This window comes from Streptomyces sp. NBC_00122, assembly GCF_045160845.1.
GTDB lineage: Bacteria > Actinomycetota > Actinomycetes > Streptomycetales > Streptomycetaceae > Streptomyces.
On sequence record NZ_CP108191.1, the window covers coordinates 3,129,728 to 3,154,361 of the forward strand.

Annotated in this window: 25 protein-coding genes; 12 read left to right on the forward strand and 13 right to left on the reverse strand. The window is 73.0% G+C overall.

Features of this window, described 5'->3' with window-relative positions; all coding sequences use genetic code 11:
• The first annotated feature begins 1 nt into the window (after position 1).
• From OG737_RS14765 to OG737_RS14780, 4 genes are all read left to right on the forward strand, one after another.
• Positions 2-649, forward strand: coding sequence for a response regulator transcription factor (locus OG737_RS14765; RefSeq protein WP_328930352.1), 648 nt, complete (start codon positions 2-4; stop codon positions 647-649).
• Between the two features lie 52 nt (positions 650-701).
• Positions 702-2,102, forward strand: coding sequence for a DUF2252 domain-containing protein (locus OG737_RS14770; protein WP_328926627.1), 1,401 nt, complete (start codon positions 702-704; stop codon positions 2,100-2,102).
• 137 nt (positions 2,103-2,239) lie between these two features.
• Positions 2,240-3,073, forward strand: a complete 834-nt coding sequence (locus tag OG737_RS14775; protein ID WP_328926628.1) for a J domain-containing protein — start codon at positions 2,240-2,242, stop codon at positions 3,071-3,073.
• Between the two features lie 93 nt (positions 3,074-3,166).
• Positions 3,167-3,511, forward strand: coding sequence for a rhodanese-like domain-containing protein (locus OG737_RS14780; RefSeq protein ID WP_328926629.1), 345 nt, complete (start codon positions 3,167-3,169; stop codon positions 3,509-3,511).
• 15 nt (positions 3,512-3,526) lie between these two features.
• Here the strand turns inward: OG737_RS14780 and OG737_RS14785 are convergent, their stop codons facing one another.
• From OG737_RS14785 to paaA, 6 genes are all read right to left on the reverse strand, one after another.
• Positions 3,527-4,675, reverse strand: a complete 1,149-nt coding sequence (locus OG737_RS14785; RefSeq protein ID WP_405921603.1) for an acyl-CoA dehydrogenase family protein — start codon at positions 4,673-4,675, stop codon at positions 3,527-3,529.
• 89 nt (positions 4,676-4,764) lie between these two features.
• Positions 4,765-5,865, reverse strand: a complete 1,101-nt coding sequence (locus OG737_RS14790; protein ID WP_328926631.1) for a 2Fe-2S iron-sulfur cluster-binding protein — start codon at positions 5,863-5,865, stop codon at positions 4,765-4,767.
• Positions 5,866-6,372: a 1,2-phenylacetyl-CoA epoxidase subunit PaaD gene (gene paaD / locus OG737_RS14795; protein ID WP_328926632.1), complete on the reverse strand. Its 507-nt coding sequence runs from the start codon at positions 6,370-6,372 to the stop codon at positions 5,866-5,868. It lies immediately after the preceding gene.
• Entirely contained in the window at positions 6,366-7,109 is a 744-nt protein-coding gene (gene paaC, locus OG737_RS14800) for a 1,2-phenylacetyl-CoA epoxidase subunit PaaC (RefSeq protein WP_328926633.1), read from the reverse strand. The genes paaD and paaC overlap by 7 nt, the downstream gene beginning before the upstream one ends.
• The gene (gene paaB / locus OG737_RS14805) at positions 7,106-7,390 is read right to left on the reverse strand and encodes a 1,2-phenylacetyl-CoA epoxidase subunit PaaB (protein ID WP_030817166.1); all 285 of its coding nucleotides are present in this window, start codon (positions 7,388-7,390) and stop codon (positions 7,106-7,108) included. The genes paaC and paaB overlap by 4 nt, the downstream gene beginning before the upstream one ends.
• Positions 7,387-8,424: a 1,2-phenylacetyl-CoA epoxidase subunit PaaA gene (gene paaA, locus OG737_RS14810; RefSeq protein ID WP_376677778.1), complete on the reverse strand. Its 1,038-nt coding sequence runs from the start codon at positions 8,422-8,424 to the stop codon at positions 7,387-7,389. Before paaA ends, paaB begins: the two co-directional genes overlap by 4 nt.
• A gap of 147 nt (positions 8,425-8,571) precedes the next feature.
• Between paaA and OG737_RS14815 the strand changes: the two genes are divergently transcribed.
• From OG737_RS14815 to OG737_RS14825, 3 genes are read left to right on the forward strand one after another with little or no spacing between them, the layout of a single operon-like run.
• Positions 8,572-9,234 carry a DUF5819 family protein gene (locus OG737_RS14815; protein ID WP_328926635.1) on the forward strand — a complete coding sequence of 221 codons (663 nt, stop codon included), beginning with the start codon at positions 8,572-8,574 and terminating at the stop codon, positions 9,232-9,234.
• A complete protein-coding gene (locus OG737_RS14820) occupies positions 9,231-10,400 on the forward strand; it encodes an HTTM domain-containing protein (RefSeq protein ID WP_405681389.1) in 1,170 nt (389 codons plus the stop codon). Before OG737_RS14815 ends, OG737_RS14820 begins: the two co-directional genes overlap by 4 nt.
• Before the next feature lie 48 nt (positions 10,401-10,448).
• Entirely contained in the window at positions 10,449-11,210 is a 762-nt protein-coding gene (locus tag OG737_RS14825; protein WP_328926636.1) for a TrmH family RNA methyltransferase, read from the forward strand.
• Here OG737_RS14825 and paaN read toward each other — a convergent pair.
• Positions 11,207-12,889, reverse strand: coding sequence for a phenylacetic acid degradation protein PaaN (gene paaN / locus OG737_RS14830; protein WP_328926637.1), 1,683 nt, complete (start codon positions 12,887-12,889; stop codon positions 11,207-11,209). The two genes, OG737_RS14825 and paaN, sit on opposite strands and share 4 nt — an antisense overlap.
• A 124-nt stretch (positions 12,890-13,013) precedes the next feature.
• Here paaN and OG737_RS14835 point away from each other — a divergent pair, with 124 nt between their 5' ends.
• A complete protein-coding gene (locus tag OG737_RS14835; protein ID WP_405921604.1) occupies positions 13,014-14,543 on the forward strand; it encodes a 3-hydroxyacyl-CoA dehydrogenase in 1,530 nt (509 codons plus the stop codon).
• On the forward strand, positions 14,540-15,127 hold the full coding sequence (locus tag OG737_RS14840) for a TetR/AcrR family transcriptional regulator (protein ID WP_328926639.1): 588 nt from the start codon (positions 14,540-14,542) through the stop codon (positions 15,125-15,127). Before OG737_RS14835 ends, OG737_RS14840 begins: the two co-directional genes overlap by 4 nt.
• A 79-nt stretch (positions 15,128-15,206) precedes the next feature.
• Here OG737_RS14840 and OG737_RS14845 read toward each other — a convergent pair whose 3' ends face one another.
• On the reverse strand, positions 15,207-15,767 hold the full coding sequence (locus OG737_RS14845; protein ID WP_405679398.1) for an Lrp/AsnC family transcriptional regulator: 561 nt from the start codon (positions 15,765-15,767) through the stop codon (positions 15,207-15,209).
• A 202-nt stretch (positions 15,768-15,969) separates the two neighbouring features.
• Between OG737_RS14845 and pdhA the strand changes: the two genes are divergently transcribed.
• Genes pdhA through OG737_RS14860 form a run of 3 tightly spaced genes read left to right on the forward strand, consistent with a single transcriptional unit; the run spans position 15,970 to position 19,471 of the window.
• A complete protein-coding gene (gene pdhA, locus OG737_RS14850; RefSeq protein WP_328926640.1) occupies positions 15,970-17,106 on the forward strand; it encodes a pyruvate dehydrogenase (acetyl-transferring) E1 component subunit alpha in 1,137 nt (378 codons plus the stop codon).
• The gene (locus tag OG737_RS14855) at positions 17,103-18,122 is read left to right on the forward strand and encodes an alpha-ketoacid dehydrogenase subunit beta (RefSeq protein ID WP_328926641.1); all 1,020 of its coding nucleotides are present in this window, start codon (positions 17,103-17,105) and stop codon (positions 18,120-18,122) included. The genes pdhA and OG737_RS14855 overlap by 4 nt, the downstream gene beginning before the upstream one ends.
• Entirely contained in the window at positions 18,122-19,471 is a 1,350-nt protein-coding gene (locus tag OG737_RS14860; protein WP_328926642.1) for a dihydrolipoamide acetyltransferase family protein, read from the forward strand. The genes OG737_RS14855 and OG737_RS14860 overlap by 1 nt, the downstream gene beginning before the upstream one ends.
• A 96-nt stretch (positions 19,472-19,567) precedes the next feature.
• On the opposite strand, the gene OG737_RS14865 is transcribed toward OG737_RS14860, so the two are convergent.
• The 5 genes from OG737_RS14865 to OG737_RS14885 form a co-directional block, all read right to left on the reverse strand.
• Positions 19,568-20,566 (reverse strand): NAD(P)H-quinone oxidoreductase, encoded by a 999-nt coding sequence (locus tag OG737_RS14865; protein WP_405921605.1) that lies wholly within the window; start codon positions 20,564-20,566, stop codon positions 19,568-19,570.
• Between the two features lie 26 nt (positions 20,567-20,592).
• Positions 20,593-21,693 carry a potassium channel family protein gene (locus tag OG737_RS14870; RefSeq protein WP_328926644.1) on the reverse strand — a complete coding sequence of 367 codons (1,101 nt, stop codon included), beginning with the start codon at positions 21,691-21,693 and terminating at the stop codon, positions 20,593-20,595.
• Positions 21,681-22,982: a molybdopterin molybdotransferase MoeA gene (locus OG737_RS14875; RefSeq protein ID WP_405921606.1), complete on the reverse strand. Its 1,302-nt coding sequence runs from the start codon at positions 22,980-22,982 to the stop codon at positions 21,681-21,683. Before OG737_RS14875 ends, OG737_RS14870 begins: the two co-directional genes overlap by 13 nt.
• Positions 22,979-23,848, reverse strand: coding sequence for an NTP transferase domain-containing protein (locus OG737_RS14880; protein WP_328926646.1), 870 nt, complete (start codon positions 23,846-23,848; stop codon positions 22,979-22,981). Before OG737_RS14880 ends, OG737_RS14875 begins: the two co-directional genes overlap by 4 nt.
• A gap of 155 nt (positions 23,849-24,003) precedes the next feature.
• Positions 24,004-24,543, reverse strand: a complete 540-nt coding sequence (locus tag OG737_RS14885) for a bacterial proteasome activator family protein (RefSeq protein ID WP_328926647.1) — start codon at positions 24,541-24,543, stop codon at positions 24,004-24,006.
• Positions 24,544-24,634: the final 91 nt, after the last annotated feature.

Genomic DNA, 24,634 nt, shown 5'->3' on the forward strand with positions numbered 1-24,634 from the left:
AGTGATCCGAGTGGTGATCGCCGATGACGAGCCGCTGATACGGGCCGGGATCAGGATGATCCTGACCTCGGCGCCGGACATCGAGGTCGTCGCGGAGGCGGCGAACGGCCGGGAGGCGGTGGACCTGGCCCGTGCGCACGTGCCGGACGTGGTGCTGCTGGACATTCAGATGCCCGTGATGGACGGGCTGACCGCGCTGGGCGAGCTGGGGCGGGCCGTGCCGGAGGTGCGCTCGCTGATCCTGACGACCTTCGGGGAGAAGGAGAACGTGCTGCGGGCGCTGGGCCAGGGCGGTGCGGGGTTCCTGCTGAAGGACTCGGCGCCGGGCGAGCTGATCGGGGCCGTCCGGGCGGCCGCGGCCGGGGACGCGTACCTCTCGCCGTCGGCGACGCGCCATGTGGTGGACCAGCTGGCGTCGGGGAAGGCGGTGGTGCGGGGCGAGGAGGCCCGGCGCCAGGTCGCGGCGCTGAGCGAGCGCGAGCGCGGGGTCCTCGCGCTGCTGGGCGAGGGCCTGTCGAACGCGGACGCGGGGCGGCGGCTGCACATGAGCGAGGCGACCGTGAAGACGTACGTGAGCCGGATCCTGGCCAAGCTGGGCTGCGAGAACCGGGTGCAGGCCGCGCTGCTGGCCAGGGACGCCGGGCTGTAGATACGGTCAGCCCGTTCCGGAAGCGATCAATGTACGGGTGGGGGCGGCGCGCATGGCGACGGTAGTGGGACAGCGGATACCGCGGGTGGCGGGGTTCGCGCCGCGGGTGGTGGCGGGCTCGCCGAAGCAGGAGGGCAAGGCGCTGCGGGTACGTGTGCCGCGGGCGGCGCACGCCGCCTTCGAGGCGCCGGCCGGGCGCCCGGACGCCGTGCGGGCGGTGGAGGAGTCCAATGTCGGCCGGGTCTCCGATCTGACGCCGATACGGGTGGGCCGGATGGCCGCCAACCCCTTCGCGTTCCTGCGCGGCGCGGCCGGGCTGATGGCCCACGACCTGTCCGGCGGTCCGGTGACCGGGGTAGGCGCGCAGATCTGCGGTGACGCGCACGCGGCGAACTTCGGGCTGTACGGGGACGCGCGCGGCAACCTGGTCATCGACCTGAACGACTTCGACGAGACCGTGTTCGGTCCGTGGGAGTGGGACGTGAAGCGGCTGGCGGCATCGCTGGTGCTGGCCGGCCGGGTGGCGGGCGCGTGCGAGGACACCTGCCGGGCGGCCGCGCTCGACGCGGTGGGTGCCTACCGGCGGACCATGCGGCTGCTGGCCAAGCTGCCCGCGCTCGACGCGTGGAACGCCATCGCGGACGAGGAACTGGTCTCGCACACCGATGCCCGCGATCTGCTGGGCACCCTGGAGCGGGTCTCGGAGAAGGCCCGCAACAACACCTCGGCGCGGTTCGCGGCCAAGTCGACGGTGGTCGGCGCGGACGGCAGCCGGCGCTTCGTGGACGCGCTGCCGGTGCTGCGGCGGGTCGGGGACGGGGAGGCGGCGGCCGTGGCGGCCTCGCTGGGTCCGTACCTGCACACGCTCCAGGGGGACCGGCTGCCGCTGCTGGCCCGGTACGCGATCCACGACGTGGCCTTCCGCGTGGTGGGGACGGGGAGCGTCGGCACGCGTTCGTACGTGGTGCTGCTGCTGGACCACCGGGGGGAGCCGCTGGTGCTGCAGGTGAAGGAGGCGCGGCCCTCGGTGCTGCTGCCGCACCTGCCCGCGCTGGGCTTCGTCTCGGCCCCGGAGGAGCACGAGGGGCGCCGGGTGGTGGCCGGGCAGAAGCGGATGCAGGTGGTGTCGGACATCATGCTGGGCTGGACCACGGTGGAGGGCCGTCCGTTCCAGGTGCGGCAGTTCCGCAACCGCAAGGGCAGTGTGGATCCGGCGGCGCTGGCCGTCGACCAGATCGACGACTACGGGCGGATGACCGGGGCCCTGCTGGCCCGGGCACACGCTCACAGCGTCGATCCTCGGCTGCTGGCCGGGTACTGCGGGAAGAACGAGGAGCTGGACGAGGCGATGGCCGCCTTCGCCGTGGCCTACGCGGACCGGACCGAGGCCGACCACGCCGACCTGGTGACGGCGGTCCGTACGGGTCGGATCGCGGCGGAGGCGGGGGTCTAGAGCGCCGCTCCCGGCGGGCGTGGAGCGGGCGGGCGATGTTCCTCCCCCGGCTACCGCCGGGAGGTGCCCCCGGTGAATCGCGGGCGGATGTTTCACGTGAAACATCCGCCCGCGCGGGGTGGCCGTAGGCTGGCCGGGTGAGCGAGCAGACCGAGCAGACAGTCCCTGGCGAATCCGGCGAAGTGGGCGAGGAGCGTCCCGAGGCGCGCCTGGAGCGGGCCGTGCGGGCCGCCGAGCAGGCGCTGATCGAGTTCGAGATCGCGGTGGAGACCTTCCGGGTCGAGGTGGAGAACTTCTCCCGCCTGCACCACCAGAAGCTCGGCCCGATGTACTCGCGCCTCGACGAGCTGGACGCGCTGATCGCCGAGGCGAAGGCGGCCCGTACCGGGGATCCCGAGGACCTGCGGCGTGCGCGGGACGCGCGGTCGCTGGTGATGCCGATGCCCGGGGTGGACGAGCTGTTCCACGACTGGCTTGGCTCGGACGGGATCTCCGACGACGCGGCCGCGATGCTCACCGACCGGCCCGTGCGGCCGCCGGAGCGGGTGCGCCCCTCGGAGGAGGTGCGCCGCCTCTACCGCGAGCTGGTCCGCAAGGCCCACCCGGACCTCGCGCAGGACGACGCGGAGCGGGAGCGCCGCGACGCCTTCATCGCGCGGGTCAACGCGGCGTACGGGCGGGGCGAGGAGCAGCTGCTGCGCGAGCTGGCCGAGGAGTGGGCTGCCGGTCCGGCGCCCGAGGAGGCGGCGCCGGGTGGGAGCGGGGAGCTCTATGCCCGCCTGGAGTGGCTGGCGCGCCGCAAGGAGCTGCTGTCGCTGGTGGCCAAGGAGCTGGAGGACAGTGCCATCGGGTCGATGCTGAGGATGGCCCCCGAAGACCCGGACCGGCTGCTGGAGGAGATCGCGGAGCAGCTGCTGGCGCAGGTCTCCGAGCGCGAGGCGGAGCTGGCCGCGGAGCTCGCCGCGCAGTGACGGGGTCGGGGTCCGGGGCGCCGTCGGGGCTGAATCTTGCCGGGCGCGTCGGATAGGTTGGCAGCAGATCCGTGACGAGAGAAGGCGACAGCTATGAACTTCGGACCGCTTCCCTCGGTGGACGCAGCCGCGGTGCCCTCCGAAGGCTTTGTCCTCGACGTCCGTGAGGACGACGAATGGGCTGCCGGGCATGTCGAGGGTGCTCTGCACATCCCGATGAGCGACTTCGTGGGCCGCTTCGGTGAGCTGACGGAGGCCGTCGAGGACGGCCGCCGGGTGTACGTGATGTGCCGGGTCGGCGGCCGCTCCGCGCAGGTGACCCAGTACCTGGTGCGCCAGGAGATCGACGCGGTGAACGTCGACGGCGGCATGCAGGCCTGGGACGGCGCCGGTCGCCCCATGGTGACGGACAGCGGGACCCCGGCCTTCGTGCTGTAGACGCCGTAGCTGTTGTCAGGCGAGGGGGTGGGCGGCCAGCAGGTCGCCCAGGGCCTCCTCGTGCGCGGCGGCCGGGCCGAGCTGGAGTTCCAGCTGTTTGGCCCACGCGTGGTAGCGGTGCAGCGGGTAGTCGGTGTCGGCGCCGAAGCCGCCGTGCAGGTGCTGGGCGGTCTGCACGACCCGGCGTACGCCCTCCGAGGCCCAGATCTTGGCGACGGCGACGTCACCGGAGCTCGGCAGCGGGCCACCGGCGACGCCGGTCGCCGCGTCGAGCCGCCAGGCGGCCTGCCAGAGGGTGACCTCCATGGCGCGCAGGTCGATGTAGCGGTCGGCGGCCTGGACGGCGACGGCCTGGAAGGTGGCCACCGGGAAGCCGAACTGCTCGCGCTTGCTCGTGTATCGGCTGGTCATGGCGAGGACGCCCTCGCCGAGGCCGAGCGCGAGGGCGCAGGTCCCGGTGGCGAGGAGCTGGCGGAGCCGGTCCCAGGCGCCGGGTGCGTCGATGAGGTGCGCGGAGGCCACCCGTACGCCGTCCAGGGCGAGTTCGGCGAGCCGCTCGCCGCTGGTGGAGACCTGTTCGGCGAGGGCGAGGCCTTCCGCGGTGCGCGGGACGAGCGCGAGGACGGCCTCGCCTTCCCCGGTGTGGGCGGGTACGGCGATCCAGTCGGCGCCGTGCGCCCAGGGGACGGCGGTCTGTGTGCCGTCCAGGATCCAGTCGCCCCCACTGCCCTCGCGGCGGGCGACGACGGCGAGTTCGGCCGGGTCGTGGCCGGAGCGGCCGTGCGCGGCGGCGGTGAGTACGAGGCTTCCGCTACCGGCGCCGGGCAGCAGGGCGGCGGCCAGTTCGGGGCTGCCGTGGGCCTGTACGGCCATGGCGGTGGCGCAGTGTTCCAGCAGCGGCACCCGGGCCAGTACCTTCGCGGCTTCGCGCAGCACCAGGCACAGGGCGATGGCGTCCAGGCCGGCGCCGCCGTGCTCCTCGGAGAGGACCAGGCTCAGCAGGTCGGATCCTGCGAGCCTGGCCCACAGCCGGCGGTCGAAGTCGTCGGCGACGGCCCCCGGGGTGAGTGCGGGACTGGGCACGCCGTCGGGTGCGACGTCCGCGAACACGGCCCTGGCCGCCTCGACGGCCGCCTGCTGCTCCTCGGTGAAGGTGAAGTCCACTGCCGGTCCTCCCGTTCTGATCTGACGGTGCGTCAAGATAGAACAGGTTCTTTGAAATGGACAGGCCCGGAAAATGGACAGGGCCGGGGCTACCGGTCGAAGTCGATCTCCACTTCCTCCGTCACCGGGTGCGACTGGCAGGCCAGTACGAACCCGGCCTCCGTCTCCTCCGCCTCCAGCGCGAAGTTCCGCTCCATCCGGACCTCTCCCGTCACCAGGAACGCCCGGCAGGTGCCGCACACCCCGCCCTTGCAGGCGTACGGGGCGTCCGCGCGGTTGCGGAGCACCGCGTCCAGCAGGGACTCCCCGTCCTGGACCGGCCAGGTACCGGAACGGCCGTCGAGCCGTGCGGTGACCCGCCCGTGGGAGGGGGCGGGCCCGGACGCGGCGCGGGCCGGCGCCGTGATGTCCTCGACGTGGAAGATCTCCTCGTGCACCCGGGTCCGTGCGACGCCGAGTGCGCCCAGGGTCCGCTCCGCACCCTGGACCAGGCCGTACGGTCCGCACAGGAACCAGCCCGTCACGTCGGCCACCGGCAGCAGCGCGGGCAGCAGGGCGGCCAGGCGCTCCTCGTCCAGGCGCCCCGAGGGCAGTCCGGACTCCTGCTCCTCCCGGGAGAGGACCGTGACCAGCTGGAACCGCGCCGGATAGCGGTCCTTGAGGTCGGCGACCTCCTCCAGGAACATGGTCGACGCCGCCGTACGGTCGCTGCGCACGAGGCAGAAGCGGGCGTCGGGGCGGGCGGCCAGCAGGCTCGCCGCGATGGACAGCACGGGGGTGATCCCGCTGCCGCCGACGATCGCCGCGTAGTGCGCGGCGGCGGGGGCGGCGGCCGGGTCCAGGACGAACCGGCCGGCCGGGACCATCACGTCCAGCACGTCGCCGGCGGCGATCTCCTTGTGCGCGAAGGTGGAGAACTCGCCGCCCTCCACGAGCCGCACTCCGACCTGCAGCTGTGCCGGGCCCGGGCCGTCCGGCCCCGGGGCGGGGGAGCAGATCGAGTAGGTGCGCCGGATCTCCTCGCCCTCTGCGGCGGTGCGTCGCAGGGTGAGGTGCTGGCCGGGGGCGTGCCGGTAGTCCTCGCGCAGCTCCTGCGGGACCCGGAGGGTCAGAGCCACCGAGTCGTCGGTGAGCCGGTCGACTGCCGCCACCGTCAGCGGGTGGAACGCGCCGTGGCGGGGTGCGGCCATCTACAGCTCCTTGAAGTGGTCGAACGGTTCGCGGCAGGCGGTGCAGCGGCGCAGCGCCTTGCATGCGGTGGAGGAGAACCGGCTGAGCAGCTCGGTCTCGGTCGATCCGCAGTTCGGGCAGCGGACCGACAGGGTGAGCGGGACCGGCCCGCCGGCCGCGTGGGGGCGCGGCGGGGCGATGCCGAACTCGGCGAGCTTGCGTCGGCCCTCGGCGCTGATGTCGTCGGTCGACCAGGCGGGGGCCAGCACGGTGGTCACCTGCACCTCGGGTATGCCGTGGCCGGTGAGGGCCCGCTCGATGTCGGCGGACATGGCCTCGATGGCGGGGCAGCCGGTGTAGGTGGGGGTGAGGGTGACCTCGGCGCGGCCGTCCTCGTGCACCCGCACTCCGCGCACCACGCCGAGCTCGCCGAGGGTGAGCACGGGCAGCTCGGGGTCCGGTACGGAGCCGGCCAGCTCGGCCAGCTCGGCCTCCAGGCGGGTCGTCCCTGCGTCGGCGGTCACCATGACGCCCCCGGATGGCTGCGGTGCAGGTGCTGCATCTCGGCGATCAGCCGGCCGAAGGGCTCGGTGTGCAGGCCCTGCCGTCCGGCTCCGGCCGCCCAGGCGCCGGTGCGCGGCCCCTCGGGCAGTGCGAGCGCGGCCCGCTCCAGTACGCCGGTCAGCGAGGCGAGCCAGCGCTGCTCCAGCGCGGCCCAGTCCAGGCCGTCGAGCCCCTCCACCGGCTGGAACATCTCGCCGGTGTACTTCCACAGGGCGTCCAGGGCGGCCCGCATGCGGCCGTGGCTCTCCTCGGTGCCGTCGCCGAGCCGCAGGGTCCACTGCTCGGCGTGGTCGCGGTGGTACGCGGTCTCCTTGACGGCCTTGGCCGCCAGCGGGGCGATCGGGCCGTTCCCGCGCGCCAGTTCCCCGTAGAGCTCGTGCTGGTAGAGGGAGAAGTAGAGCTGCCGGGCGATGGTGTGGGCGAAGTCGCCGTTCGGCTGCTCGACCAGCTGGAGGTTGCGGAAGGAGCGCTCCTCGCGCAGGAACGCCAGCTCGTCCTCGTCGCCGGCCATGGACAGCAGGATGCGGGCCTGGCCGAGCAGGTCGAGGGCGATGTTGGCGAGCGCGACCTCCTCCTCCAGGACCGGGGCGTGCCCCGCCCATTCGCCGAGGCGGTGGGAGAGGATCAGGGCGTCGTCGCCGAGGGCGAGGGCCGCCGCCGTGGCCGCGGTGGTCGCTGCGGTGGTGTCGGTGCCGGTCACAGGTGGCTCACCCCCTCCGGGATGTCGTAGAACGTCGGGTGCCGGTAAGGCTTGTCGGCGGACGGGGCGAAGAACGGATCCCGCTCGTCCGGCGAGGAGGCGGTGATCTCGGTTGAGGGCACCACCCAGATCGAGATGCCCTCGTTGCGCCGGGTGTAGAGGTCGCGGGCGTTGCGCAGGGCCATCTCCGCGTCGGGGGCGTGCAGGCTTCCCGCGTGCGTGTGCGACAGACCGCGCCGCGAGCGCACGAACACCTCCCACAGTGGCCAGTTCTGCGTCATACCCGTGCCTCCTCGTTCTTCTCGGCGTGCTGTGCCGCCTGCTTCTCCGCATACGCCGCGGCCGCGTCGCGCACCCAGGCGCCTTCCTCGTGGGCCCGGCGGCGCTGGCTTATGCGCTGCTCGTTGCACGGGCCGTTGCCCTTGAGCACGTTCCAGAACTCCGCCCAGTCGATGGCGCCGAAGTCGTGGTGCCCGCGCTCCTCGTTCCACTTCAGGTCCGGGTCGGGCAGGGTCAGGCCGAGGGCCTCGGCCTGCGGGACGGCGATGTCGACGAACCGCTGGCGCAGCTCGTCGTTCGAGTGCCGCTTGATCCGCCAGGCCATCGACTGCGCCGAGTGGGCCGACTCGTCGTCCGGCGGGCCGAACATCATCAGCGAGGGCCACCACCAGCGGTCGACCGCGTCCTGGGCCATCGCGTGCTGCGCCTCGGTGCCCTTGGACAGGGTCATGAGGAGCTCGAAGCCCTGGCGCTGGTGGAAGGACTCCTCCTTGCAGATCCGGACCATGGCGCGCGCGTACGGCCCGTAGGAGCAGCGGCAGATCGGTACCTGGTTGGTGATCGCCGCGCCGTCCACGAGCCAGCCGATGGCGCCGACGTCGGCCCAGGTCAGGGTCGGGTAGTTGAAGATCGAGGAGTACTTCTGCTTGCCCGCGTGGAGCTTGTCGAGCAGCTCGTCGCGGCTGGTGCCGAGGGTCTCGGCCGCGCTGTAGAGGTACAGCCCGTGGCCGGCCTCGTCCTGCACCTTGGCCATCAGGATCGCCTTGCGGCGCAGCGAGGGCGCGCGGGTGATCCAGTTGGCCTCGGGCTGCATTCCGATGATCTCGGAGTGGGCGTGCTGGGCCATCTGGCGGACGAGGGAGGCGCGGTACTCCTCGGGCATCCAGTCGCGCGGTTCCACGCGCTCCTCCGCCGCGACGGCCGCGTCGAAGGCCGCCGCGAGCTGTGCGCCCAGATCAGCAGCCATGTCCGTCCCATCCGTCCCGTCTGTCCCGAGGGCCGTTTCCGGCCCCGTCTCCGGGGTCACTGCAACCATCCCGGCCCCTTGTCAGTGTTTGTCGGCTGGCCGTCTTCCCACCCGACCGACCGATCGTTCGGTTCATCCTCTTCAATGGTGAGACGGCGGCCCGTAGGGTGTCAACCTCTGAGGTCAACCCTGTGGAAGCCGGACGATCGGGGCGGGATGGATTCGAACGAGCACGAGCCCGCCGGAGGGGCCGCTCCTCCACCCCCGCGGGCGCCCGGAATGGCGGGTCTGTCCACCCCGTACCGGATCGTCGCCGCGCTCGCCCTCGGGGTCCTCGCGGTCGCCGCCTGCGGGCATCTCGCGCTGGTGTTCCTCCACGTCGCCCCGGCGAACACGGTGAGCCGGCAGCAGGCGAAGACGGTCGACGGCTGGATCTACCCCGAGTTCGAACAGAACTGGAAGCTCTTCGCCCCCAACCCGCTCCAGCAGAACATCGCGGTGCAGGTGCGCGCCCAGGTACGCACCGCCGGCGGCGAGCTCACCACCACCGGCTGGCGGGACCTGAGCGCCGAGGACGGCGCGGCCATCCGGCACAGCCTGCTGCCGAGCCACACGGAACAGAACGAGCTCCGCCGGGCCTGGGACTTCTTCACCGGATCCCACGACGAGGACAACAAGCCGATCGGCGAGCGCGGCACGCTGTCCGAGGCGTACCTGCGGCGGATCGCGGTGAACCGGCTCACCCCGGCGTACCCCGGCGGGCACGTCCTGCGGATCCAGCTGCGCTCCGCGACGCGGGCGGTGGACGCGCCCGAGTGGAGCGGCGAGGCGACCGACACCCAGACCTACTACCGGGAGCTGCCGTGGTGGACGGTGTGAGGCTCCGGGCCTCCGCGGGGCGGGCGCTGGCGAAGGTCACCGGGCGGGCCCTGGGCCCGTACCAGAGCGCCGTGATCCGCATCGGTTTCGCCGGGACCTGGCTCTTCTTCCTGCTGCGCGAGTTCCCGAACCGCGGGGAGATGTACGGGCCGGACGGGCCGTGGAGCTGGGAGCTGGCACAGCGGCTGACCGCCTCCAACGGGGCCTTCACGGTGCTGATGTGGTCCGATTCGGCGGTGTGGTTCGAGATCGTCCACGCGGTGGCCGTGCTGGCGAGCGTGGGGCTGCTGCTGGGCTGGCGGACGCGCGCCATGTCCGTGGTGTTCATGGTCGGGGTGCTCTCGCTGCAGAACCGCAGCGTGTTCATGGGTGACGGCGGCGACAACGTCATCCACCTCATGGCGGTCTACCTGGTGCTGACCCGGTGCGCGCAGGTGTGGTCACTGGACGCGCGACGGGCCCGGCTGCGGGGGTCGGCTTCCGCCGGGGCCGCCGGGCCGGTGCTGTGGACGGTGCTGGGCGCGGCGTTCGCGTACGGGGCCGTGACCGGGGAGTTCGGTTACGGCTGGCTGGCGGCCTTCGCGGCGGTCTGGGTGGTCTGCGCGCTGTGGTGGGTGGTGGACCGGTACGACCGGGAGGGCGAGGGGCGCGCGACGCTCGACGTGCTGGCCAACCTGCTGCACAACGCGGGGATGCTGGTGATCATGGCGGAGGTCTGCCTGATCTACGCGACGGCGGGCTGGTACAAGATCCAGGGCTCGCGGTGGCAGGACGGGACGGCGCTGTACTACCCGCTGGGGCTCGACTACTTCACCCCGTGGCCGGGCCTGTCGGCGCTGCTGGCGGGCAGCGGGACGCTGGTCATGCTGCTGTCGTACGGGACGGTGGCGGTGCAGGTGGCGTTCCCGTTCACCGTGTTCAACCGGCGGATCAAGAACGTGCTGCTGGGCGTGATGATGCTCGAGCACGCCGGGATCGCGGTCCTGCTGGGCCTGCCGTTCTTCTCTCTGGCGATGATCACCGCCGACGCGGTGTTCCTGCCGACGGTGTTCCTAGTCTGGCTGGGTGCCCGGGCCGCAGCGCTGCGGCCCCGCCGGATTCCGGGCCGGCCGGCCCCGTCGGACGCCGAACCGGCCCCGGTGGCCGCCGGGGCCGCCCTGACCTGACCTGCGGCGCCGTCTTCCGGGGCTCCGCCCGGACCGTAGGGTCGGGGTATGAGTGAGGACCAGAGCCCCGAAGAGATCGTGCGGCAGTGGCGGGAGGCCGTCGAGCGGGGGGATCTCGTCCTGCTCGACGGGTTCCACGCGCTGAAGCACGCCCTGCGGTTCGGGGCCGATGTGCGCATGGCCGTCGCCGACGACCCCGGGGCGGTACGGGCGCTCGCCGGCGAGCTGGCCCCGGACGTCGAGGGGGACGTGGCCCGGCTGGTGCGGCCGGCGTCGCTCAAGGGGCTGCTGCCCCGCGTGCACCCCACCGGGGTCGCCGCCCTCGCCGTGCGGCCCGACAGGGACGCGGGGCGGGCCGGGCTCGACCGGATGCCGCGCCACGCGCCCGTCGTCGTACTCGACAACCCCCGCAACCTCGGCAACGTCGGAGCCGTCGTGCGGCTCGCCGCGGGCTTCGGAGCCACCGGTGTGGTGACCCGCGGCGACCTCGACCCCTGGCACCCGAACGTGGTCCGGGCCGGGGCCGGGCTGCACTACGCCACCACCGTCGACCGGCTGGAGCTGGACGAACTGCCGCCCGGGCCGCTCTACGCGCTCGACCCGGAGGGCGAGGACATCCGCACCCTCACCCTCCCGGACGACGCGCTGCTCGCCTTCGGCTCGGAGAGGCACGGCATCTCACCCGAGCTGCGTGAACGAGCCGACCACCTGGTCGCACTTCCGATGCGGCCGCAGGTCTCCAGCTACAACCTGGCCACCAGCGTGGCCATGACCCTGTTCCACTGGGGCGGGCCCAAGGACACGGCTTAGCCCTGGCGGCGGACCTCCACCACGCGGAAGCGGTTCGACACGAAGGCGCCGTCGCACAGGGCCGCGTTGGCCGCCGGGTTGCCGCCCGAGCCGTGGAAGTCCGAGAACGCCGCGGTCTGGTTGACGTACACCCCGCCGGTGAGGTTCAGGGAGAGCTGCGCGGACTCCTCCAGGCAGACCTCCTCGATCGCCCGCTCGGTGTCCGCGGACGTCGTGTAAGCGCCCACGGTCATGGCGCCCTTCTCGCGGACCGTACGGCGCAGGAGGTCGAGGGCGTCGGCGGTCGAGTCCACCGCCACCGCGAAGGACACCGGGCCGAAGCACTCCGAGAGGTACGCCGCGTCCGGGTCGGGCTTGGAGGCGTCCAGCTTCACCATGACCGGCGTGCGGACCACCGCGTCCGGGAACTCAGGGTTCGCGACCTCGCGGGAGGCCAGCGCGACCTCGCCCAGGCCGGCCGCCGCTTCCAGCCGGGCCTTGACGTCCGGGTTGACCAGCGCGCCCAGCAGCGCGTTGGCCCGGGCGTCGTCGCCCAGCAGACCGCCGACCGAGGCGGCGAGATCGGCGACGACCTCGTCGTACGTCTTGTGCCCGGCGTCCGTGGCGATGCCGTCGCGCGGGATCAGCAGGTTCTGCGGGGTGGTGCACATCTGGCCGCTGTACAGGGACAGGGAGAACGCCAGGTTGGAGAGCATCCCCTTGTAGTCGTCCGTGGAGTCGAGGACGACGGTGTTGACGCCCGCCTTCTCCGTGTAGACCTGCGCCTGGCGGGCGTTGGTCTCCAGCCAGTCGCCGAACTCCGTGGACCCGGTGTAGTCGATCAGCTTGATCTCGGGGCGGAGCGCGAGGGTCTTGGCGATGCCCTCGCCCGGGCGCTCGACCGCCAGCGCGACCAGGTTCGGGTCGAAACCGGCCTCGGCGAGGACCTCTCGGGCCACCTGGACCGTGAGCGCCAGCGGGAGGACGGCGCGCGGGTGCGGCTTCACCAGCACCGCGTTGCCGGTGGCCAGGGAGGCGAACAGGCCCGGGTAGCCGTTCCAGGTGGGGAAGGTGTTGCAGCCGATCATCAGGGAGATGCCGCGCGGGACCGCCGTGAAGGTCTTGCCGAGCTCCAGCGGGTCGCGCTTGCCCTGCGGCTTCGACCAGTCGGCCTGCCCGGGGACACGCGTCTGCTCCTCGTACGCGTAGGCCACGGCCTCCAGGCCGCGGTCCTGCGCGTGCGGGCCGCCCGCCTGGAACGCCATCATGAAGGCCTGCCCGCTGGTGTGCATGACCGCGTGGGCGAACTCGTGCGTGCGGGCGGAGATGCGCGACAGGATCTCGATGCAGACCAGGGCGCGCGCCTCGGGACCCGCGTCGCGCCAGGCGGCCATGCCGGCCTTCATCGCGGGCAGCAGTACGTCCGGGTCGGCGTGCGGGTACTCGACGCCGAGAGCCGGGCCGTACGGGGACACCTCGGCGCCGGTCCAGCCGTCCGTGCCGGGCTGCCCCAGGTCCAGCCGGGTGCCGTGGAGGGCTTCGAAGGCGGCGAGGCCGTCGGCCGGGGCGGTCTCCCCGTAGGCCTTGGGGTGCTCGGGATGCGGGGACCAGTAGGCGCGGCTGCGGATCGCCGACAGGGCCTGGTCCAGGGTGGGCCGGTGCTTGGCGGACAGCTGGGGGACGGTGAGCTCGGCGGCCATCAGGGACCAACTCCTCGTTGAGCCGGGCGAAGGAGAGCAGACTGGAGTTAGAGTAACCGAACGATCGGTCGGGACAAGAGGGCCCGGCGGACCTGTGGATAAGTCGGTGCGGGAGGATCAGGACATGACAGCAATCGAGCGGTCCCGCACTGTGGCGGTCGTCGGCGCGGGCACCATGGGCCAGGGAATCGCCCAGGTCGCCCTTCTCGCAGGTCACCGCGTGCTGATCTACGACATCGACGCCGCCCTCGCCGCCGACGGCGTCGGCATGGTGCAGGACCGCGTCGAGCGGATGGCCGCCAAGGGCCGCCTGGATCGCGCCGAGGCCGAGGACGCGATCGGCCGGATCGGTTCGGCGGAAGTCCTCGCCGACCTCGCCGGGGCCGCGCTCGTCATCGAGGCGGTGGTCGAGAACGTCTCCGTCAAGCAGACGCTCTTCGCCGCACTCGAAGACGTGGTTTCGCCGGACGCGCTGCTGGCCACCAACACCTCCTCCCTCTCCGTCACCGAGCTCGCCGCCGGTCTCGCGCACCCCGGCCGCTTCCTCGGCCTGCACTTCTTCAACCCGGCCCCGCTGCTCCCGCTCGTCGAGGTGGTCAGCGGTTTCGCGACCGACCCGGCCGCCGCCGAGCGCGCGTACGCCACGGTCCTCGGCTGGGGGAAGACCCCGGTGCGCTGCGCCGACACCCCCGGCTTCATCGTCAACCGGATCGCCCGCCCCTTCTACGCCGAGGCCTTCTCGGTGTACGAGGAGCAGGGCGCCGACCCGGCCACCATCGACGCCGTGCTCCGCGAGAGCGGCGGCTTCAAGATGGGCCCGTTCCAGCTGACCGACCTGATCGGCCAGGACGTCAACGAGGCCGTGACCCGGTCCGTGTGGGAGTCCTTCTTCCGCAGCCCCAAGTTCACCCCCTCCCTCGCGCAGCGCCGGCTGGTCCAGTCGGGCCGCCTCGGCCGCAAGTCGGGGCACGGCTGGTTCCCGTACGGCCCGGACGCCGCCGTGCCGCCGCCGCACACCGCCGCGCCCGAGGACGCCCCGGACAAGGTCACGATCGTCGGCGACCTCGGGCCCGCGGCGGAGCTGGCCGACCTCCTGGAGGAGGCCGGGATCGCGGTCGACGCCACCGGGCAGGGGGGCCCGTACATCCAGCTGCCCGGCGAGGGCCAGCTGGTCCTCGCGGACGGCAAGACCTCCGTGGAGTTCGCGGACGTCGTCTACTTCGACCTCGCCCTCGACTACCGGGGCGCCACCCGCATCGCGCTCTCCGCCAGCGAGGACACGAGCGAGCGGACCCTCGCCGAGGCCGTCGGCCTGTTCCAGAAGCTCGGCAAGAAGGTCTCCGTCATCGGCGACGTGCCCGGCATGATCGTCGCCAGGACCGTGGCGATGCTGATCGACCTCACGGCCGACGCGGTCGCACGCGGCGCCGCCACCGCCGAGGACATCGACACGGCGATGAAGCTCGGCGTCAACTACCCGCTCGGACCGGCCGAATGGCACGACCGGCTCGGCCGGGACTGGGCCTACGACCTGCTGCACCACCTCGACGAGCGCTGTCCCGGCGGACGGTACGCGCCCTCGCTGGCGCTGTTCAAGCTGGGCTACGCCGCCGGTGAAGAGGACGGGACGGACGAGGCGGGGGAGACCGAGTGACCACGGCGAAGCGGGACACGTACACCCCCGAGACCCTGCTGTCCGTCGCCGTCCAGGTCTTCAACGAACGCGGCTACGACGGCACCTCGATGGAGCACCTCTCCAAGGCCGCGGGCATCTCGAAGTCCTCGATCTACCACCACGTCACGGGCAAGGAGGAGCTGCTCCGGCGCGCCGTGAGCCGCGCCCTCGACGGGCTCTTCGCCGTCCTGGAGGAGCCGGGCGCGATACGCGGCCGGGCGGTGGACCGCGTGGAGTACGTGACGCGCCGCACGGTGGAGGTGCTCGTCGGCGAACTGCCGTACGTGACCCTGCTGCTGCGGGTCCGCGGCAACACGCGGACCGAGCGCTGGGCGCTGGAACGCCGCCGCGAGTTCGACCACCAGGTCGCCGACCTCCTCAAGGCCGCCGCCGCCGAGGGCGACCTCCGCGCGGACGTGGACATCCGCCTCGCCACCCGCCTGCTCTTCGGCATGGTGAACTCCCTGGTCGAGTGGTACCGCCCGCACCCGGGCACGGGCCCCGACCAACTCGCGGACGCGGTGGTCACCATGGCCCTGGACGGCCTGCGGACCGCTCGCTGACCACTCGCCGACCCCGGTGGGTGGACCACGGCGCCCCGGGAACGGCCTGCGGGCCGTCCCGGGGCGCCGTCGCGTCCGGCTACTCCTCGGTGAGCGCCGTGGGCCCCGCCGGACCCGGGCCCGTGTCCAGCAGATCCGTTTCCTCGAAGACCAGCAGGGTGCGCGTGGAGAGGACCTCCGGGATGGCCTGGAGCCGGGTCAGGACCAGTTCGCGCAGGGTGCGGTTGTCCGGGGTGTGGACCAGCAGCAGTACGTCGAAGTCGCCGCTGACCAATGCGATGTGCGCGGCGCCCGGGAGCTCGCGCAGCTGTTCGCGGACCGTGCGCCAGGAATTCTGGACGATCTTCAGCGTGATGTACGCGGAGGCGCCCTGACCGGCGCGTTCGTGGTCGACGCGGGCCGTGAACCCGCGGATCACCCTGTCGTCGATGAGCCGGTTGATGCGGGCGTAGGCGTTCGCGCGCGAGACGTGCACCTGTTCCGCCACCGAGCGTATCGACGCGCGGCCGTCCGCCTGGAGCAGTCGCATGATGGATCTGTCGATCGGGTCCAGGGGACGGGGTGGCACGGATGGGACTCCAGAGGTACCCCCCGGCGGGACCGGTGCGGAACCCGCTCCGGCCATTTGTTCATCCGGCATTGCCCGATGCCTCCCTCTTCTGGACGTCCTGCATCCATCCCAGGGCCCCGGCGCCAGTTTGTCCACAGCCTGGAGCCGCCTGTAGCCAAATTGCGCGAACGACCGAACAATCGGTAGGTGAGGCGCCTCACATTCCCCCGGCCACCGCCGGGGGTGTCCCCGGAGCGCCCAGTCGACTTCCCACGAGGAGGTGTACGCCGCCATGACGGTCCAAGAGCTGCCCGGTGCCGGTGCGTCCCACCGTCCCACCCCGCCGCCCGCCTGGAGGCCCCGTACGGACGCCGCTCCGCTGCTGCCGGACCCGGAGCCCTACCGGGTGCTGGGCACACCGGCGGCCGACCGGCTGGACCCCGCGCTGATGCGCCGCTGCTACGCGGAGCTCGTGCGAGGCCGCCGGTACAACGCGCAGGCCACCGCGCTGACCAAGCAGGGGCGGCTCGCCGTCTACCCGTCCACCGTGGGCCAGGAGGCCTGCGAGATCGCGGCGGCACTCGTCCTGGAGGACCAGGACTGGCTCTTCCCGAGCTACCGCGACACCCTGGCGGCCGTCGCGCGCGGGCTGGACCCCGTACAGGCGCTGACGCTGCTGCGAGGCGACTGGCACACCGGCTACGACCCGCGCGAGCACCGCATAGCCCCGCTCTCCACCCCGCTCGCCACCCAGCTGCCGCACGCGGTGGGCCTGGCGCACGCGGCCCGCCTGCGCGGCGACGACGTCGTCGCCCTGGCCATGGTCGGCGACGGCGGCACCAGCGAGGGTGACTTCCACGAGGCGCTGAACTTCGCCGCCGTCTGGCAGGCGCCGGTGGTCTTCCTCGTGCAGAACAACGGCTTCGCGATCTCCGTCCCGCTGGCCAAGCAGACCGCCGCCCCGACGCTGGCCCACAAGGCCGTGGGGTACGGGATGCCCGGCCGGCTGGTCGACGGCAACGACATCGCGGCGATGCACGAGGTGCTGACCGAGGCCGTCCGGCGGGCCCGGGCAGGCGGCGGCCCGACCCTGATCGAGGCCGTCACCTACCGGATGGAGGCCCACACGAACGCCGACGACGCCACCCGCTACCGCGGCGATGCCGAGGTCGAGGCCTGGAAGGCGCACGACCCGGTCGACCTGCTGGAGCGCGAGCTGACCGCGCGCGGGATCCTCGACGAAGCGGGCATCCAGGAGGCGCGTGACGCGGCCGAGACGATGGCCGCGGAGCTCCGCGAGGGGATGAACGCGGACCCGGTGCTGGACCCGATGGACCTCTTCGCGCACGTCTACGCGGAGCAGACCGGCAGGCTGCGCGAGCAGGCGGCCATGCTGTGCGCCGAGCTCGACGCGGAGGGAGACGCATGACCACGGTGGCGGCGAAGGCGGCGAAGTCGGGGGCCAAGCCCGCGACGATGGCCCAGGCACTGACCCGGGCGATGAGAGACGCGATGGCCGAGGACCCGACGGTCCACGTCATGGGCGAGGACGTCGGGACGCTCGGCGGGGTCTTCCGGATCACGGACGGCCTGGCGAAGGAGTTCGGCGAGGACCGCTGTACGGACACCCCCCTCGCGGAGGCGGGGATCCTGGGCGCGGCCGTCGGCATGGCCATGTACGGGCTGCGGCCGGTCGTGGAGATGCAGTTCGACGCGTTCGCGTACCCGGCGTTCGAGCAGCTGATCTCGCACGTGGCGAAGATGCGCAACCGTACGCGGGGCGCGATGCCGCTGCCGATCACCATCCGCGTGCCCTACGGCGGCGGGATCGGCGGCGTGGAGCACCACTGCGACTCCTCCGAGGCGTACTACGTGGCGACGCCCGGCCTGCACGTGGTGACCCCGGCGACGGTCGACGACGCGTACGGCCTGCTGCGCGCGTCGATCGCCAGCGACGACCCGGTGATCTTCCTGGAGCCGAAGCGGCTCTACTGGTCGAAGGCCGACTGGTCGCCCGAGGCGCCGACGGCCGTGCCCGGGATCGGGAAGGCGCTGGTCCGGCGTACGGGCCGGAGCGCGACCCTGATCACGTACGGGCCCTCGCTGCCGGTGTGCCTGGAGGCGGCCGAGGCGGCGCGCGAGGAGGGCTGGGACCTGGAGGTCGTGGACCTGCGCTCGCTGGTCCCCTTCGACGAGGACACGGTCGTGGAGTCCGTGCGCCGGACCGGGCGCGCCGTGGTCGTCCACGAGGCGAACGGCTTCGGCGGACCGGGTGCGGAGATCGCCGCCCGGGTCACGGAGCGGTGCTTCCACCACCTGGAGGCTCCGGTGCTGCGGGTGACGGGCTTCGACATCCCGTACCCGCCGCCGATGCTGGAGAAGCACCACCTGCCGGGAGTGGAACGGATCCTGGACACCGTCGCGCGCCTGCAGTGGGAGAACTGATGCCGCAGGTCATGGAGTTCAAGCTGCCCGATCTCGGTGAGGGCCTGACCGAGGCCGAGATCGTGCGCTGGCTGGTGGCGGTGGGCGATGTCGTCGCCATCGACCAGCCGGTCGTCGAGGTCGAAACGGCCAAGGCGATGGTGGAAGTGCCCTGCCCGTACGGCGGCGTGGTCACCGCCCGTTTCGGGGAGGAGGGGCAGGAGCTTCCTGTCGGGGCCCCGCTGATCACCGTGGCCGTGGGTGCGGAGTCGATGCCGGAGGCCCCCGAGGCCGCGCAGGCCCCGGAGGCTGATGCCGAAGGCTCCGGCAGCGTGCCCCGGCCCCTGATCGGCTACGGCACGGACCACTCGCGCCCGGCGCGACGGCGACGGGTGCGACCCGTCACCGCCGCGGTGTCGGCGCCCGTCGCGGCTCCGGTCGCGGCCCCGGCTCCTGCCCCGGCTCCCGTTCCCGTCGCGGCGGCTCCGGCCGCTCCGGCGGGTCCGGTGCCGGTGATCTCGCCGCTGGTGCGCAAGCTGGCCAAGGACAACGGGGTCGACCTGCGTGCCCTTCGCGGGTCGGGTCCGGAGGGCCTGATCATGCGGGCGGACGTCGAGGCGGCGCTGCGCGCACCCGAGCCGGTGGCGGCGGTCGCGGCCGCGGCACCCGTCGCCGCGACCGCGGGTGAACGGATTCCGCTCAAGGGAGTGCGCGGGGCGGTCGCCGAGAAGCTGTCGCGCAGCCGGCGGGAGATCCCGGACGCCACCTGCTGGGTCGACGCGGACGCCACCGAACTGATGGCGGCCCGGGCCGCGATGAACGCCGTGGGCGGGCCCAAGATTTCGGTGCTCGCGCTGCTGGCGCGGATCTGCACGGCCGCGCTGGCCCGGTACCCGGAGCTCAACTCCACCGTGGACCTGGAGGCGAAGGAGATCGTCCGGCTGCCATCCGTGCACCTGGGCTTCGCGGCGCAGACGGACCGGGGTCTGATGGTCCCGGTGGTGCGCGACGCCCATACGCGCAATCCGGAGTCCCTGTCGGCGGAGTTCGCCCGGCTGACGGAACTGGCGCGGGCGGGGAAGCTGGCTCCGGCCGATCTGACGGGCGGCACGTTCACCCTGAACAACTACGGGGTGTTCGGGGTCGACGGTTCCACGCCGATCATCAACCACCCGGAGGCCGCGATGCTCGGGGTGGGGCGGATCATGCCGAAGCCGTGGGTCCACGGTGGGGAGCTGGCGGTCCGCCAGGTCGTACAGCTGTCCCTGACGTTCGACCACCGGGTCTGCGACGGCGGGACGGCGGGCGGGTTCCTCCGCTACGTCGCCGACTGCGTGGAGTCCCCGGCGGTGCTGCTGCGCAGCCTGTAGTCCGGCGGGGACGGGGTGGGGCGGGGCCGCTGCGCGGCGCCTCCCCACCCCGTCCTTTTCCGGAACTGGCCCCGAACCGGGCCCCGAACCAGGGGCTCAGTCCGTCGCCGTCCCCGTCGGCGCGACGAGCAGCAGCTTGCCCACATGGCTGCTCGACTCCATGACCCGGTGCGCCTCGGCGGCCTCCGGCATCGGGAACGTCGCATGCACCACCGGCCGCACCCGCCCCGCCGACACCAGGGGCCACACGTGCTCCCGTACGGCCGCGACGATGGCCGCCTTCTCCTCCAGCGGCCGGGCCCGCAGGGAGGTGGCGGTGATCGCGGCCCGCTTGGCCAGCAGCGCGGCGAGGTTCAGTTCGGCCTTCACGCCGCCCTGGAGCCCGATGACCGCCAGCCGGCCGTTGACGGCGAGGGCGTCCACGTTCCGCGACAGGTACTTCGCGCCCATGATGTCCAGGATCACGTCCGCCCCGGCTCCGCCCGTCGCCGCCCGCAGCTCGGCCACGAAGTCCTGCTCGCGGTAGTCGATCAGGATGTCGGCGCCCAGCTCCTTGCACCGCGCGAGCTTCTGCGGACCTCCGGCCGTCACCGCGACCGTCGCGCCCACCGCCTTCGCCAGCTGGACCGCCATCGTCCCGATGCCGCTGGATCCGCCGTGCACCAGCAGGGTCTCGCCGGGACGCAGCCCGGCCACCATGAACACGTTGGACCACACGGTCGTGACGACCTCGGGCAGCGCGGCCGCCGTGACCAGGTCCACGCCCGCCGGGACGGGCAGCAGCTGGCCGGCCGGTACGGCCACCTTCTGCGCGTACCCGCCGCCGGCCAGCAGGGCGCACACCTCGTCGCCCACCGACCAGCCGGACACACCCGGACCGACCGCGGAGATCCGCCCGGAGCACTCCAGCCCCGGGTACCGGGAGGCCCCGGGCGGAGGGTCGTAGAACCCCTGGCGCTGGAGGATGTCGGCGCGGTTCACGGCGCTCGCCGCGACCTCGACGACGACCTCGCCCTCGCCCGCCACCGGATCGGGTACGTCGGTCCAGACGAGGGCCTCGGGGCCGCCGGGCTGCTCGATCGTGATCGCATGCATGGCCCGGAGGCTACGCGAAGCGGCGGCTACTGCGCAGGACCCAGTATCACCGGCGGCGAAGTCGGCGGTGCCGCCCGCACGATGGTGATGAGACGGTCCGTCAGCTGCAGCGGGCTCGCGTGCGGGTCGTCGTACGGGAGCAGCCGGTGCCCGCGCAGCACGCTCACCACCAGGTCGTCGGTCTCCCGTACCGACTTGCCCACCTCGGCCCGGTTGACGGGCCGTTCGACGAGGTCGAGGCCGCTGCCCTGCTGGATCAGGTCCTCCATCACGGTGCCCGCGCTGGGGCTGAGGACCGAGAGGCCCAGCAGCCGGCCCGCCGCGCTCGCGCTCGTGATCACGGCGTCCGCGCCGGACTGCCGCAGCAGCGGCGCGTTCTCCTCCTCGCGGACCGCCGCGACGATCTTCGCGCCCCGGTTGAGCTGCCGCGCCGTCAGCGTGACCAGCACCGCCGTGTCGTCCCGCTGGGTGGCGATGACGATCTGCCGGGCCTTGTGCAGCTCGGCGCGGAGCAGTACGTCGGAGCGGGTGGCGTCGCCGACCACGCCCGTGAAGCCCTCCGCGTTGGCCATGTCGATCACCTTGGTGCTGGGGTCGACGATGACGACCTGCTCCTTGGCCAGGCCGGTGGTCAGCAGCGTCTGCAGGGCCGAGCGGCCCTTGGTGCCGAAGCCGACGACGACCGTGTGCTCGCGCAAGTTCTTCCTCCAGCGGTTCAGCCGCCACTCTTCCCTCGTCCGCTCCGTCAGGACTTCCAGGGTGGTACCGACCAGGATGATCAGGAACAGCACGCGCAGCGGCGTGATCACCAGGATGTTGATCAGTCGTGCGCTGTCGCTGTACGGGACGATGTCGCCGTAGCCCGTCGTCGACAGCGTCACGGTGGCGTAGTAGAAGCAGTCGAGGAGGTCGACCTGCTCGTTGGCGTTGTCGTGGTAGCCGTCGCGGTCCAGCCACACGACGAGGACCGTCAGGAAGAGCACGAACAAGGCCATCAGGAGGCGCTTGCCGACCTGCCTGAGCGGCTTCTCGACGACGCGCCGGGGCAGCTTGATGCGCCGGGAGACGAGTTTCTCGTCGGCGCCACGGGCCATGGCGTCGGAACCGTGAAGTTTCACGTGAAACATCCTCCCGACGCCCATGGCAGATCCAGGATCTCCAGCTCCTGCCCCGACCGGGCGCCGTGCGGCGGTACGACGGCCAGCGCGTCGGCGGCCGCCACGCCGCGCAGCATGGCGGGGCCGTTGTAGCGCAGCGGCACCGCGTGCTCGCCGCTCAGCAGGACCGGGACCAGCCGGGTGTCGTGCGGGTGGCCCGGTACGTCGCCTTCGACCGTGGCCGTGCAGCGGGGCCGTCGGCGGCGGCCGGCCAGGGCGCGCAGCAGCGGATCGGCCAGGGTCAGCAGCCCGGAGACGGCGGCCAGGGGGTTCCCGGGCAGCCCGACCAGGTGCCGGACCGTGTCCCGGCCGGGGGCCTCGCCGATGCGGGCCAGCAGCATCGGGTGGCCGGGGCGTACGGCAACGCCGTCGACCAGGAGTTCGGCGCCGGCCCGGCGCAGTACGGGGTGGACGTGGTCGACGGGCCCGGAGGCGGTGCCACCGGTGGTGACGACGACATCTGCGGCGGAGGTGGTGACGGCCTTGAGGAGGGCCTCGGCCCCCGCGGGGTCGTCGCCGAGCCGCCGCGTGCCGATGACCTCGGCGCCGAGGCGGGTGAGCCAGGGGCCGAGCATGGGGCTCAGCGCGTCGCGGATGAGGCCGTCGTGCGGACGGCCTTCGGTGAGGAGCTCGTCGCCGAGCACCAGGATCTCCACGCGGGGCCGGGGCCGGGTGGTCAGCCCGTCGTACCCGGCCGCCGCGGCGAGGCCCAGCACGGCGGGGGTGACCAGGGACCCGGCGGGCAGCAGCAGGTCGCCGGAGCGGCACTCCTGGCCGCGCGGGCGGATGTCCTGGCCGGTGTGGACGGGGCGGGCGGCGAAGAGCTGCGTGCCGCTCTCGCGGCAGTGCTCGCTGCGGATGACGGCGGTGGTGTCGGCGGGGATCCGGGCGCCGGTGGCGATCTGGACGGCCTCGCCGTCCGCGAGGGGCTCGGGCCGCCCGGAGCCTGCCAGTACGCCGTCACCGGCGCGGATGGTCCACGGGCCGGGACCGGCGACGGCCCAGCCGTCCATGGCGGAGGTGTCGAAGGAGGGCAGGTCGGTCAGGGCGTCCAGGGGCTCGGCCAGCACCTCGCCGAGGGCCTCCGGGAGGGGGACCTGGTGGGTGCGGGCCCGCACCCCGCTCCCGGCGTGCACGGCGATGTCCCGGGCCCGCGCCCAGACGCTGGCGCGGTGGCCGCCGGCGCCGCCCGCCTCGGGGGCGCGACTGACCAGGGCCAGGGCCTGGTCCAGCGCGTGTTCGGCGTCGGTGGGGGTCATCCGGAGCCGTTCTCTCGAGATGTGGCGTCGGCCTCCGCCTCGGCGGCCCAGCGCAGCGCCAGATCGGCCGCCTTGCGGGAGGCTTCGGCGACGGCCTGGGCAGGGTCGGCTCCGGCGGCCTCGGCCCGCGCCGCCGCGTAGCCGACCAGGAAGGTGGTCAGCGGTGCGGCGGGCCGGGCGACGCCGTGTGCGGCATCGCGGGCGAGGTCGAGCAGGGCCTTGGTGTCGACGGGGAGGTCGAGGCCCAGCTCGTTCTTGACGGCGGTGATCCATTGGTCCAGCACGGTTCCATGCTCCCTGATCCGGGCGCGGGCGGCGGCAAGATCTTCCCAGGTGTCGCAGTCGAAGGAGGCGAGCGGCTGCGCCGCGACGCGGGCGAGGTCCAGTTCGGCGGTGACCGCGCGCAGCGGGAGCCCGGCGAGGCCGCCGTGCTCGGCGGCGAGGAGGGCCAGCTCGCGGCGGAGCGGTTCGGCCCGGTAGACGGCGATGAGCGGCTGGTCCCGGCCGGTCGGATCGCGCAGCAGCGCGCCGTCGCGCCCGCCGGGCGCGGTCAGCAGGGACCGTACGGTCGCCCGGTCCAGGAACGGCAGGTCCGCGGAGAGTACGAGGACCAGCTCGGCGGCGGTCTGCCGCAGACCGGCGTCCAGCGCGGCCACGGGACCGCCGCCGGGCGGATCCTCGCGGGTCCAGCGCACCGGGCGGGCGGTGGCCCGGCGGCCGCCGACCACGACGGTGCTCCGGGCGTCCGGGCAGGCGTCCAGGACACGGTCCAGGAGGGGCCGGCCGCCGACGCTCAGCGCGGGCTTGTCCGCCCCGCCGAGGCGCTGCGCGGCTCCGCCTGCCAGGACGATCGCGTCGTAACTCATGCCCCAGAGTATGCGGCGGGCCCTTCCCGGCGGGCCCTTCCTGGACGGCCCTCCCCGGACGGCCCTCCCCGGCGGGGCCGAAAAGACGGAGGCGGGTCCGCATCGCCGTGAAGGCGATCCGGACCCGCCGTGGTGCTGCTGACCGCTGGGTGGCTCTAGAGGTACGGGCCCGAGCGGATCGCCCCGTGGCCGCTGTCGTCCTCGTCGTCGTGCGGGGCGCCGGCCGGCAGGGCCCGGCGCATCTGCTCCAACTGGGCCCGCGCCGCCATCTGCTGCGCGAACAGGGCCGTCTGGATGCCGTGGAACAGGCCCTCCAGCCAGCCCACCAACTGCGCCTGGGCGATGCGCAGTTCTGCCTCGGAAGGAATGGCCTCGTTGGTGAACGGGAGGGACAGGCGCTCCAGTTCCTCCACGAGCTCGGGGGCCAGGCCGTCCTCCAGTTCCTTCACCGAGGCGGCATGGATGTCCTTGAGCCGGACCCGGCTCGCCTCGTCGAGAGGCGCGGCGCGTACCTCTTCCAGGAGTTGCTTGATCATGCTGCCGATCCGCATGACCTTGGCGGGCTGTTCGACCATCTCCGTCACCGGGACCTCGCGCGACTCGTCATCGGCGCCGCCGACCGTCATCCCGTCCTGTCCGACGATCAGGACGTGCGGGGGACTGTCCTGCGACCGTTCACTCCTCGGCATCTCCATGCCGTCATTCTCTCGCACACCTTCGTTAGCAGACGGTGTGCCCCCGTACGAGCGTGATCCACCCTGTACGGAGGCAACTCGTCACTCCGTG